The 11,813-nt window shown below is 62.5% G+C and carries 10 protein-coding genes and 1 pseudogene; 4 read left to right on the forward strand and 7 right to left on the reverse strand.

Annotated features, from left to right (window positions below; all coding sequences use genetic code 11):
- Nucleotides 1-178 precede the first annotated feature (178 nt).
- Nucleotides 179-1,297: an L-dopachrome tautomerase-related protein gene (locus tag U1H99_RS20460; RefSeq protein ID WP_323143554.1), complete on the forward strand. Its 1,119-nt coding sequence runs from the start codon at nt 179-181 to the stop codon at nt 1,295-1,297.
- Here the strand turns inward: U1H99_RS20460 and U1H99_RS20465 are convergent.
- The 5 genes from U1H99_RS20465 to U1H99_RS20485 all read right to left on the reverse strand — a co-directional run bounded on the left by U1H99_RS20465 (nt 1,294) and on the right by U1H99_RS20485 (nt 5,910).
- Complete coding sequence (locus tag U1H99_RS20465; protein ID WP_323143555.1) at nt 1,294-2,250, reverse strand: DMT family transporter; 957 nt, start codon at nt 2,248-2,250, stop codon at nt 1,294-1,296. The two genes, U1H99_RS20460 and U1H99_RS20465, sit on opposite strands and share 4 nt — an antisense overlap.
- 103 nt (nt 2,251-2,353) lie before the next feature.
- The gene (locus tag U1H99_RS20470; protein WP_323143556.1) at nt 2,354-3,115 is read right to left on the reverse strand and encodes a helix-turn-helix transcriptional regulator; all 762 of its coding nucleotides are present in this window, start codon (nt 3,113-3,115) and stop codon (nt 2,354-2,356) included.
- A 59-nt stretch (nt 3,116-3,174) separates the two neighbouring features.
- A complete protein-coding gene (locus U1H99_RS20475; RefSeq protein WP_323143557.1) occupies nt 3,175-4,563 on the reverse strand; it encodes an FAD-binding oxidoreductase in 1,389 nt (462 codons plus the stop codon).
- Nucleotides 4,564-4,652: 89 nt separating this feature from the next.
- Entirely contained in the window at nt 4,653-5,084 is a 432-nt protein-coding gene (locus tag U1H99_RS20480; RefSeq protein ID WP_323143558.1) for a DUF4019 domain-containing protein, read from the reverse strand.
- Between the two features lie 79 nt (nt 5,085-5,163).
- Nucleotides 5,164-5,910, reverse strand: a complete 747-nt coding sequence (locus U1H99_RS20485) for an SDR family NAD(P)-dependent oxidoreductase (protein WP_323143559.1) — start codon at nt 5,908-5,910, stop codon at nt 5,164-5,166.
- Between the two features lie 129 nt (nt 5,911-6,039).
- On the opposite strand from U1H99_RS20485, the gene U1H99_RS20490 reads away from it, so the two are divergent.
- Nucleotides 6,040-6,807 (forward strand): sulfite exporter TauE/SafE family protein, encoded by a 768-nt coding sequence (locus tag U1H99_RS20490; RefSeq protein WP_323143560.1) that lies wholly within the window; start codon nt 6,040-6,042, stop codon nt 6,805-6,807.
- Between the two features lie 137 nt (nt 6,808-6,944).
- Here U1H99_RS20490 and U1H99_RS20495 read toward each other — a convergent pair.
- Nucleotides 6,945-7,481: pseudogene (locus U1H99_RS20495) on the reverse strand (beta/alpha barrel domain-containing protein); the annotation flags it as partial.
- Between the two features lie 396 nt (nt 7,482-7,877).
- Entirely contained in the window at nt 7,878-8,090 is a 213-nt protein-coding gene (locus tag U1H99_RS20500; protein ID WP_323143561.1) for a hypothetical protein, read from the reverse strand.
- A gap of 436 nt (nt 8,091-8,526) precedes the next feature.
- Between U1H99_RS20500 and U1H99_RS20505 the strand changes: the two genes are divergently transcribed.
- Both U1H99_RS20505 and U1H99_RS20510 read left to right on the forward strand, forming a co-directional pair.
- Complete coding sequence (locus U1H99_RS20505; RefSeq protein WP_323143562.1) at nt 8,527-9,816, forward strand: tyrosine-type recombinase/integrase; 1,290 nt, start codon at nt 8,527-8,529, stop codon at nt 9,814-9,816.
- Nucleotides 9,743-11,812 (forward strand): hypothetical protein, encoded by a 2,070-nt coding sequence (locus tag U1H99_RS20510; protein WP_323143563.1) that lies wholly within the window; start codon nt 9,743-9,745, stop codon nt 11,810-11,812. Before U1H99_RS20505 ends, U1H99_RS20510 begins: the two co-directional genes overlap by 74 nt.
- Nucleotide 11,813 lies beyond the last annotated feature (1 nt).

An 11,813-nucleotide genomic window follows, 5' to 3' on the forward strand; every position in this document is an offset into this window, starting at 1 on the left:
TAAGAACTCTTTAACCCTGCCCTGGCCCATTCCTCGCAGCGAATCAGCGGGCGCCTACGCGCCTGCGCCCGGCCGCGTGCCAGAATCGACGCTCCAACAGGCTGTTTCCAGGACGGAGGCACAGATGAGGCCGGTTTTCAGAAACCCTTTCAAAAACCTATTGGCGCTATTTGCGCTCGTGCTTGCACATGCCGGGGGCAGCGGCATCGCGTTTGCGCAAGCGCAGTGGTCTTACCCGGCCGGCAACGGGCTGCAGGCGGTAGCGCATTTTGCGCACCAGGTCACCGGTGTCTCGGTCAGCGAGCGCGGTCGGATTTTCGTGAATTTCCCGCGCTGGACCGAGGACGCCCCGCTGTCGGTGGCGGAAGTCCTTCGCGACGGTTCGCTGCGGCCCTACCCCGACGCCGGCTGGAACGCCTGGCGCAACGTGCGGCGCGACGAACTGGATCCGGCCAGCCACTGGGTCTGCGTGCAGAGCGTGGTCGCTGACGGCCGCGGTAGCCTGTGGGTGGTCGACCCGGCCGCCCCCGGCCTCGATGGCATCGTGCGCGGCGGGCCGAAGCTGGTGCGCATCGACCTCGCCAGCGACCGCGTGGCGCAGGTGATCCGCTTCGGCGAGGATGTCGCGATTCCCGGTTCCTACCTGAACGACGTGCGCTTCTCGGCCGACGGCCGCTACGCCTACCTCACCGATTCCGGGCAGCGCGGCGCGTTGGTGGTGGTCGAACTCGCCAGCGGGACAGCGCGGCGCGTGCTGGACGGCCACCCGTCGACCCAGCCGGAACCGGGCGTGGTGGTGCGCACCGATGGCCGCCCGCTGCGCTACCCGGACGGGCGCCCGGTGCTGTTCGCGGCCGACAGCATCGCCCTGTCGGAAGACGGCTACCTGTACTGGAAACCGCTCACCGGCACCAGGCTGTACCGGATCGCGACGAGCGTACTGGTGACGCGCGGCCTGGCCGGCCAGGACGTGGCGGATGCGGTGCAGCCCTACGGCCGGGTCGGTCCCACGGACGGCTTCTGGATCGGCCGCGGGACCAACACGCTCTTCATTACCGCGATCGAAGACAACGCCGTCAAGGCCCGCGACCTGAACCAGGGCCCCGGCGGCGGCCTGCGCGTGGTGGCCCAGGATCCGCGCCTGCGCTGGCCGGACACCTTCAGCCAGGGACCGGATGGCGCGCTCTACGTCACCACCTCGCGCATCCAGGACTCGGCCTTCTTCCGGCGCGACGCGCCGCTGGCCTTGCCGACGCAGTTGTGGAAACTGAGACCGCCGGCCGGATCGACGCCTTAGGCCACGGTGTGGGCTTCGGCTTCGGTTTCTGCTTCGGTTGTGGCCGGCTTGCGGTGCGCCGTCGCGCAGGTCAGCACGCCGGCCACCAGCAGCACCATGGCCAGGCTTTCGAGCATGGTCGGCCAGCGCTGTTCCCACACGAAGCCGTACAGCAGCGCGAACAGGGTCTCGAACACGATCATCTGCCCGACCATGGTCAGCGGCAGCAGGCGGCTGGCGCGGTTCCACAGCGCATTCCCGACCACCGAACACAGCAGCGCAACCGCCGCCATGATGGCGCCGAAGCGCAGCCACTCGGCCGCCGCATGATCGCCCGGCGCCAGCCAGAACGCCGGCACCGCCAGCAGCAGGGCCTGCAGGCCGGTGACGACGCCGGTCAGCAGGCTCCACTCGTGGGCCGACACGTGGTCGAGCCGGGCCAGCCAGCGGCTGTTGCCGACCGCATACGCGGTCCACGACAGCAGCGCGCCGGCCGCGCTCAGCAGGCCGAACAGCGAACCCGGCGCCGACCGCGCCAGCGCTTCCCAGCTGATGCAGACCAGGCCGCCGGCACTCAGGACCAGCGACGGCAGCAGGCGCCGCAGCGCCACCGCATGGTGGGCACGGCTGCCGACCAGCGTGATCGTTACCGGCAGCAGCCCGATCACCAGCGAGGTCATTGCGACGCCGCCCCCGCGCACGCCGTTCGCCAGGCACACGTAGTACAGGATGTTGCCGGTAAAGCTGAGCCAGACCAGCGCGCGCCACTCCTTCCAGCCGAGGGTGGCGGCCAGCCGGCGCCAGGCCGGCGCCACCATGACTGCGGCGAGCACGCCATAAGCCAGGTAGCGCCCGGCGGACAGCTGGATCGGCAGGAAGCCGCGCGTCAGTTCCGGCGTCAGGAAGACCAGTCCCCACATGGCGCCGGCCAGGATGCCGGCGCCGAGGCCGAATAATAGATTGCGTGATTGCATGTAAAAACACCTCCGAGGCCGGCATTATGCATCCCGGCTGCGGCGGTTTCTTGACCTGCTCTCCTCTTGTCTGGACTAATTCTCTTGCCCGCCAGCCTGCTCGCTACAGCGAGCGAGCGCGCGCGCGGCGGCGGTAGGCGGCCGGGGTTTCGCCGCTGGCCTGGCGCATGGCGCGGGTCAGTGCGCTCTGCTCGGAAAAACCGGCCCGCAACGCCAGTTCGGCGATCGGCAAGTCGGACTGCGCCAGCCAGGTGCGGGCGCGCGCGAGGCGCTGCGCAAGCAGCCAAGCGTGTGGACTGGTGTCGCACTCGTCGCGGAACAGCGCGTGCAGGCGGCTGACGCTGAGACCGGCGCTGGCCGCCATGGTGTCGGTGGTCCAGGGATGGCCCGGATCGGCCTCGATCCGGGCCATCAGCGCGCTCAGGCGCGATAGCGGGCGCGGCGTGTCCAGCGCAAGCGTATCGAGCAGCAGCGGCACCCAGCCCTGCAGCAGCGCCGGCGCCGGCCCCTGCGCGGCCGGCTGCTGGGACGCCATGATGCCCATGAATTCGACCAGCTTGCGCGCGGCCGCACCCAGTTGCGGGAACGGCCGCTCGATCAGGCGCCCGGCCGTCTCGGGCGTCACGCTGGCCAGGTCGAGGTCGAGGATGACGGACTGGTTCGGCGCTCTGCTGACCTGCGAGTGCCAGGCACCCGGCGCGACGAAGGCGGCGTGCACCGGATCGAGCCGGCCCTGGCGGCCTTCGATCTCGAGCAGCAGCGTACCGCTCAGCGGCAGCACCAGCTGGGCGAAGTCGTGGCGGTCCGATTCGCGGACCCGGTCGTAGCTGCGCAGGTGAAGGTCGGCGGTGGGTGTCGAAGGCATGCGAGAGGTAGGGATACTAGGGGCAACGCCAGTGTAGCACCCTCTTCCAGCGCAGCGCTTCAGCCGTCCGGCAGGATATTATGGTTGAAGCGGAACAGATTATCCGGGTCGTACTGGCGCTTGACCTGCACCAGCCGGTCGTAATTGCCGCCATACGCGTCGCGGATGCGCGCCCCTTCATCCTGCGTCAGGAAATTGATGTACACGCTGCCCGCCGCGAACGGCGCCACGGTCCCGAAGAATTCGCGCGCCCAGTTGACCACGAGGGCATCGTCTTCCGGCGCCAGCCAGCGCCCGTGCACGTTCATCGCGTACAGCACGTCGCGGTGCGGATAGGCGGTATCGGCAGGCAGGGGCTCGTTGGCGCGTCCGCCGATCAAGCCAAGGAAGATTTCGCAGTGCGGCGTCGGCAGCGTGGCGGCGTAGCGCAGCACCGCGTCGATGGCGTCGTCGCTCAGGGCCGTGAAATTATGCGATTTCCAGTAGTTGCGCGCGCCCGGCGCCAGCAGCGGATCGAAAGCCTGCTGCCAGGCCTCGTACGGTACGGCGCCGACGTGTTCGCCCAGCACCTGGCCGAAGCCGCGCAGCGGCGTCACCAGCGGCAGAGCGGCATCCGGCGCCAGCGGCGAAAACGCGGCCAGCGCCACGATCGGTTCGCCGTGCACCTCGGGTGGCAGGAAGGGCAGCGGCGGCGCCCGTCGCAGCACCGCCCAGATCGAGACTTCGTCGGGCAGGCCGTGCACCAAATCGCGGTAGCGGCGCAGCACCTCGCGCGCCTCGGCGAACGGGAACACGACCAGGCCGGCGGTGACTTCGGGGCCGACCGGGTGCAGGGCGAACTCGAACTCGGTGACCACACCGAAATTGCCGCCGCCGCCGCGGATCGCCCAGAACAGGTCCGGTTCGCGGTCCGGCCCGATGTGGCGCCGGCGGCCGTCGGCGGTGACGATCTCGGCACCCACCAGGTTATCGACCGTCAGCCCGAGCGTGCGGCTGAGCCAGCCGAAACCGCCGCCCAGGGTCAGGCCGGCCAGGCCGGTGGTGGAATTGATGCCGGTCGGCGTGGCCAGCCCGTATGCCTGGGTTTCGTGGTCGAAGTCGCGCAGCGTGGCGCCGCCGCCGGCGCGGGCGATGCGCGCCTCGGGGTCGACCCGCACCGCGCGCATGGCGGACAGGTCGATGACCAGGCCGTCGTCGCACAAGGCATTGCCGGCGATGTTGTGGCCGCCGCCGCGCACCGCCAGCGGCAAACCGTGGTTGCGCGCGAAGGCGACCGCCGCCAGCACGTCGGCGGTGCCGCTGCAGCGCGCGATGAAAGCCGGGCGCCGCTCGATCATCGCGTTCCAGATGCTGCGTGCGCCGTCGTAGTCGGGGTCGCCCGGCTGCAGCAGCGGCCCCCTGAGTGTGGCCCGGAAGTGCTCGACCACGTCGCTCTTCATGTCCGTCATCGCCGCCTCCGCGAAAATCTGCCCATGCCGTCCTCCCAGCATAGGTCTCGCGGGCGGATGTGCAAGCGTGGTCGGCCTGGCGCGGCGGGTCAGCGCACGAAGTAGCCGGACACCTTCCAGCTGCCGTCCGGCAGGCGCATCGGCACCACGGTCTCGAGTGACTGCGGCTTGTTGGCGAAGTCGGTGGCGTACTGGATCACGACGTAGTCGCCGGCCGGCGCGCCCGGCAGTGCGTGCGTGAACGACGCCGAATGCAGCTTGCGCGACTTGACCGCGCCGAGCGGCGCCCGTGTCGAGGCCAGGCCGCCAGTCCAGGCGGCCTTGGTGACCATCGACTGGCTTGCGGGCGCCATCGCATCCCAGCTCTCGCTGCCCTTGCCGGCGTCGGCAATCGCGAGCCAGCGGGTGGCGCTGTCGGTGGCCGCGGCCACGGCGGCGCCGGGATCCTGGGCGTCCTGGGCATGGACGGCGGTAGCCAGCAGCACGGCGCCGGCAAGCAACATGGCGATCGGTTTGTTCATGGCGGCCTTCCAAAAGAAGAGGACCTGCTCAGGATAGCACCGCGCTCATCCGCTGTCAGCGCCGCCGTGGGTGCATTCGTCAGAGCCGCGCCAGGCGTCCGCCGTCCACCCGCATCGCATCGCCGCAGACGAAACGCGCGTCGTCGCTGAGCAGGAAGGCGATGGCGGCGGCGATATCGTCCGGCGTGCCGACGTCGGCCTTGTCGATGACCTCGGTGCCGTTGCGGACGTTCGGGTTGTCCCACAACATCGGCGTATCGACCGCCCCCGGCAGCACCGCATTCACGCGGATGCCCTTGGGCTTGCCTTCCAGCGCCGCCGAACGGGTCAGCGACAGCAGCGCGGCCTTGGCTGCGGCATAGGGTGCGACCAGCGGCTCGGTCTCGACCGCGTGCACGCTCGACACGTTGACCACCGCCCCGCCCCCCTTCATCTTGAGGAAGGCCTGCTTGACAAAGAAGAAGGCGCCCAGCAGGTCGACGCCGAGCACGTCGTGCCAGTCGTCGGCGACCTGTTCCTCGAGCTTCTTGAAGGTCATCAGGCCGGCATTGTTGACGACCTGGTTCCAGTGGCCGAAGCGGGCGATGGTGGCATCCACCGCGGCCGCGACCTGGTCTTCGTGCGATACGTCGCAGGCGATGGTGGCGATGCGGGCCGGGTCGGCATCCTGGGCCAGCTGCGCGGCGGCCTGGTCCAGCTTGTCGAGATGGCGGCCGACCAGCATCACGGCGGCGCCGTCGCGCAGCAGGCGGCGCACGACGGCCAGGCCGATGCCGCCGGCGGCGCCGGTGACGATCGCGACATGTTGTGGTTGATCCTGGGGCATAGTGGTTCCTGTCGGGTTGTGCGGATATGCCAGCATAGACGAAAGCGGCCGAAGACCGCGTCCGCTCTGGTATTGCAGTGCGCCGGTCTGCGACAATGCCGGCTTGATCCTGTTCCGGCAACGCCTCCGATGGCCCTTCCTCTCGTCACCGCTTTCATCAACTTCGGCCTGGGCGCCGCACTCGGCGTGGCCGGCGGCCTGCTCGGCATCGGCGGCGGCCTGATCGCGATCCCGGTGCTCGGCTACCTGTACGGCATGGACCAGCACCTGGCGCAGGGCACGGCGCTGGTCATGATCGCACCCAACGTGCTGCTCGGCTTCTGGCGCTACCACCAGCGCAACCGCATCGACCTGCGCTCGGCGGCGTCGATCGCCGTGTTCTCGATGGTGACGACCTACCTGGCGGCGCGCCTCGCCACCGGCATCGACGCCGGTCACTTGCGTATCGCCTTTGCCGTGTTCCTGATCCTGCTGGCACTGTATTTCGGACGCCGGCCGAAAGGCACGACCGGGACTGTGGACGCCCCTGCCAAGCCGATGCCGCGTGCGGCGCTACCGGTGCTGGGCGTATTCAGCGGCGCCATGTCGGGCATCTTCACCGTCGGCGGCGGCCTGATCGTGGTGCCGGCGCTGGTCAGCCTGTTCGGCGAAAAACAGACGCGCGCCCAGGGCATGGGATTGGCGCTGGCGGCACCGGGCGCCTTGATCGCGCTGGTCGCGTATGCACAGGGCGGCCACGTCGATTGGCGGGTTGGCTTGCCGATGGCGGTGGGCGGGGTGCTGAGCGTGTCGTGGGGCGTGGCGCTGGCGCACCGGTTTTCGCCGGCGCGGCTGCGCATGTGCTTCAGTGTGGTGTTGCTGGGGACGGCGGTGATGATGCTGGTGGCTGGGCGGTGAGCTGCTGCTGCGCTCAGTAATATTGTTGTCGTAAGCACGTCGCCCCCGCGCAGGCGGGGGCCCAAGTTCGTGGTGAACCGCAAAACTTGGGCCCTTGCCTGCGCAGGGGCGACGGATTCAAGCCAACGATGAAGTTTTTAAATGCGCTGATCGAACACCTGCCGCAAATAAGCGATGAACGTCTCGTCGGTACTGAAGCCCTTGCCCGGCGAATCCGACAGCTTGGCTACCGCCTGCCCGTTGCAGCGCACCAGCTTCATCACGATGTTGATCGGATCGAACTGGGTGTCGTTGGTCAGCTTGGTGCCGATACCGAAACCGGTCTGGACGCGGTCGGCGAAGTGGCGGTACAAGTTGAGCGCCTTGGGCACCGTCAGCGCGTCGGAGAACACCAGGCGCTTGGTGCGGGCGTCGATGCGCAGCTTGGCGTAGTGGGCGATCGCCTTTTCGCCCCACTCGACCGGGTCGCCGGAATCATGGCGCAGGCCGTCGAACAGCTTGGCGAAATACAGGTCGAAGTCGCGCAGGAAGGCATCCATGCCGACCACGTCGGTCAGGGCGGTGCCGAGGTCGCCGCGGTATTCCATGACCCAGTCTTCCAGCGCCTTTTTCTGGAAGTCGCGCAGGCGCACGTCGAAGGACTGGAAGGCCTGCATGTATTTATGTGCGATGGAGGTGTTCACCATGATTCCTGAGTACAGCAATCTGATTTATCGCTTACTTTACTCTGATGAAGAGCCTGCACGAACCTTTCATAACGCTGTGCCACGCACACGAGGAATGGACTATCTACACGATTAAAAAACGTTCATTTTCCTCAGTCATCCGCAATGTAGAAGTACTGCTCACAAAGAATTCTGTTCACCAAATTGCTATAAGTGTTCAGCAAAAAACTAGTGTTCACAAAGCGATATTGTCGTCATGTCTACTTGGCTAGTTGCTCTGCGCCACCGAACACTTTTTACCTACAAATAGCAGCCCTGAAAGAAGTCGTTAGCGGTCGACTACAACGTCTAGAAACACTTAACGCATGACACCTTACCAATAATCAGCCTCCTCAGTACTAGGCTCTACGTTCTCACAGGGTCGAGCTCAGGATACTGCTTCAGTATCGGTCGGTACAGGTGTTCATCACTGGCAGCCAACAGTTTTCCCATGTACTCACGCATCCCAATCCGCTCATCCTCATCGGCAATCGTCTCGACTTTCTCGATGATGAAGTTGAGCTGTGCGCTAAGGTCGAGTGCATGCTTTATCAGTTCGATAGCTAAAGCCTTTTCCACGTAGTGTTCCCTCTCCCAAAAGTCTCGACAGCATTGTTAATGCCAGGCGATGTGTCACGGATAGCCTGACGTAAGTAGTAGACGGCCTTGGCTAACCAAAAGTTGAGAAGTGTCACGAATCGTCTCGCTGCCTGGCTCCAAAGCGGTCCTCTCTTACAGCAGACGGGGACGGCGATTCATCTGATTTGTACGTGCTCATAAGGGCATGGTGTCCAGTCTGCTACTTGCAGTTTCTAAAGCTCTCTAGCGCGTTGTGTTCACAACGCTCGACCACCAATTTGTTGCCGCAAAGCATTGCGACATACTGTGTCATACAGTACACTCGGCATCCTTTGGTTTTCGCTATGTTCGCATGACGATAAGTGTCCACACAGCAGTAGCGTTACCTGCAGACAGCCCACTCGCTAGGTATTCGCTGCCTGAGGGATTTCCCTTCTTGGTCATCGATGAAGAGGCGAAAATCATAGAGCCTGCCCTGCTCTACCTTAGGCAAATAGCTATTCGACGTGGGCCGCGCCATAAGAAACTGAACACTGCTAACGCATTCGCCTATGACTTGCGCGATTGGTTCGACTATCTGACCCATGTGCAGTGGACAAATCCGGTGACGAACCAACTTGAGGTTGGGAAGCCGTGGGACGTCGCTGGCGAATCTGACTACATTGCCTATCGCGATACAGCCCAGGTAATCGTTAGCTACAAGACAAACCGCGAACTTGCGAGCAGCACGATTTCAAGGCGCCAAGGAACAGTGGAGCGCTTTTACGCCTACGCAAAGAAGCAGGGCTGGTACACGGGCGAATTCATCGTCAACAAGGTGAAAAAGGGGCGCGTCACTCTTCAGAACGACTTGGGTGGACAGAGGAGTTCGAAGAGAAGTTCTGGCGACGACGGCACCAAATCCCAGTCCCGAGAGACTTCCGAATTTGGCGAACCAGTACGTCCGCTGTCTGCTATTGAGTGGCAGTTGATTCAGGAAGCACTTGGCCCTCTTCCTACGCAACGCGGAGACGACTGGCGGCCGAGTAGAAATCGCGTGGTTTGCGAACTCGCAATCGGTACCGGAATGCGAGTTGATGAGCTTGCGTCGCTTACGGTGTACCAGCTACAAGGGCTACATAAGCTGTGGTTGCTGGCAAGTGAAGAAATGAGAAAAGACGGATTTTTCCCTCTTGCCATCACGAAAACGAAGCGGTTGAAACCTCGTACTGTCCAAGTTCCTGGGTATCAGATTCCTGAACTGATGGCTTACATGGACGGCGAGCGTGAGGAGTCTATCAAGAACGGTCAAGCACATGCCTTTAAGAATGGGCAGAGGTACAAGAGGCCTGTATCCCTCTTCGTCAATGACGCTGACTCCGCTCAACATTGCGGCAAAGCAGTGCGCGCGCCGGCTTTGTCATGGGCGTTCAAACAAGCATGCATGGCAGCAGACATCACCCATCTTGTAGAGAAAATCGACATTGAAACTGGCGAACGGTACCACGAGAAGCTGGTGCGCCATCGCTTTCACGACCTGCGGCACACCTTCGCAGTGTGGAAGTATCACTCTGAAAAAGCCGATGGCAACGCTGAACCATGGAAGGAGATTCAGATTCTTCTTGGGCACTCTAGTCTCAAGACGACGCTTGATATCTATCTCGCAATTATCGATGTTCATCGCCGTAACGCTGGGAAAAAGCAGTACGAAGTCAAAAAAAGGATGGGTGAAGACCATGCGGATTAAGAAGACCCCTAGCGCCTACTCTCAAAAGCGAGAGGCGACGAACATCACTGACTTCGTTTCAGAAAAGGCTGCCAGGTCATACCGCATCGAGCTGGTAGAAGGCGACGCAAGGCAACGGTTAGACTTCGTTGTTCCTTTTGAAGCCGCGCCGGGTGGCGAAAAAGCGATTGATATCAGTTGGCTGCTCGACTTTCCTATGCTTTGGGAACCATTCTCGGAAGCGCTTGCAACAAGCGCACGCCTTGCAGCAAACCCTTTCGTTACTGTCGATGGGAGGTGCAGCCAGCTCAAGAATGGCTTCATCAGCTACCTTCGCGTGGCAGCTCCTAACGCGGCACTCAGCGACATCACGACTGCACTTTTTGAAGACTTTATCGTCTGGCTTCGCCGCACTCGAAGTAACGGGACCAAGTACAAGAAAATGTCCAAGCAGCACTTCCAAATGGCTATCTCTGCAGTCTTGGAGTATCTGCAGGGCACAGAGAAATGGAAACATCAGCTATCAGAGTTGGCACTTCGAAGTAACTATTGGCGCGATGAAACCGACGACCGTAAGCCTGTCGAAATCATTCCCGAAGAGACGTACCGGGACATCTACATTGCATGCAAAAAAGAGATTACTGCAACGATGGCGAAGGTACGGCATCAGCGCGCATTAATGCAGGCGAAGATGGACAACCCAGTTGCCCGACAGGGCGACATCTTTCCGGCTGATGCTTACTACGCGTCTGGTAAGTTCAACGCGAAAGTATGGAAAACAAATCCTTATACGGACGTAGGTTTGACATTGGCAGCGCTGAAGCACCGCACGCCTGGCGTCATCCTCAGCATTACCGAGCTTGAGAAGATGCAGGATAAGATGCTTCTGCGGGTGGTGGAAGACAACAAATTTTTCGGCGGCATCCCGACAATCCATTCTTGCTTTTATCCATACGCACGTGAGCTCATCCCTTTTGTCCTGATGCTGTCCATCCATTTGGACTACAACCCTGAGACAGTGTTGAAGAGTCTCATGAAGGACTATGTTATTCGCAAGAACGAAGTTGGTAGCATCGAGTTGGTTGCGTCTCCCGCGAACATCAATCGCGAACAAAAGGAAAAACTAGAGAAAGCCCACGAAGCTCAAGGGCTCGAGGCCGAAATCCTTGCTAGAGCCAAAAAAGGCCGCTCCAAAAACACGGAGCAGAAACAAATTAGGCCGGCAACGGACGACCCTGACAACCCTGCTTGCATCGTCAAGTTTATCGAAGAGTGGACGGCGTACATCCGGGAGGTCGCGCAGCCTGCGACACAGGGGCGTTTGTTCCTGTTCGTTACAGAACAAGGAGACCGCGTGATTCGGTCGTTTGCGGGTTACAGCACGGCTGGCAACGATAAACCGTTGCGAAATGGTCTTGAACGATTCTACAAAGACCATGGCCTACCTCATGTCGCGCTTAACCGATTCCGAACGACTGGACTTGACGTTACCGATGCGCTGTTTGAAGGAGACATTCGGGCCAAGCAAGCTGCAGGCAACCATGCTAGTCCTGAGACCACGTACCGTATGTATACCACCACTGCGGCTCAGCAGCGTGGTGACGAGTTCCTGGGTCAAGTTGGCCAGCTGCGCAAGCGCTGGAGAGAATCTAGAGGCAAGGTCGACCCTCGCAATCGGCCTGACCGGGCGGACATGGGAGCCGCTACGCCGGGCTGGACTTGTGCAGACCCGTTTAGCGGTCCATATACGCCAAACAAACTTTGTTCGAGCTATGGCTCCTGCCCTGCGTGTCCGCATGCTGGCATTACTCTTGATGATGCGTACGCGTGCGCTCAAGCGTGGAATCTCCTCAACGCTATTGACGATGCAGCTGCAGAGATTGCGCCTGACGCATGGCTTACTCGATGGTCACCGATAAAGAAGAAGCTTTTAGAGGTTTGGTTGCCGCGCTTCTCGCCCGCGGTAGTTGAAAAAGCGAGGACCATAACGTTGGCCAAATTGCCGCTCTTGGAGTAAT

The organism is Massilia phyllosphaerae (assembly GCF_034659755.1).
GTDB lineage: Bacteria > Pseudomonadota > Gammaproteobacteria > Burkholderiales > Burkholderiaceae_D > Telluria > Telluria phyllosphaerae.

Bases quoted from the DNA above. Each gene is read 5' to 3' on its own strand.
- U1H99_RS20465 (WP_323143555.1), bottom strand. From the start codon at position 2,250: ATGCAATCACGCAATCTATTATTCGGCCTCGGCGCCGGCATCCTGGCC.
- U1H99_RS20470 (WP_323143556.1), bottom strand. From the start codon at position 3,115: ATGCCTTCGACACCCACCGCCGACCTTCACCTGCGCAGCTACGACCGG.
- U1H99_RS20475 (WP_323143557.1), bottom strand. From the start codon at position 4,563: ATGACGGACATGAAGAGCGACGTGGTCGAGCACTTCCGGGCCACACTC.
- U1H99_RS20480 (WP_323143558.1), bottom strand. From the start codon at position 5,084: ATGAACAAACCGATCGCCATGTTGCTTGCCGGCGCCGTGCTGCTGGCT.
- U1H99_RS20485 (WP_323143559.1), bottom strand. From the start codon at position 5,910: ATGCCCCAGGATCAACCACAACATGTCGCGATCGTCACCGGCGCCGCC.
- U1H99_RS20490 (WP_323143560.1), top strand. From the start codon at position 6,040: ATGGCCCTTCCTCTCGTCACCGCTTTCATCAACTTCGGCCTGGGCGCC.
- U1H99_RS20510 (WP_323143563.1), top strand. From the start codon at position 9,743: ATGTTCATCGCCGTAACGCTGGGAAAAAGCAGTACGAAGTCAAAAAAA.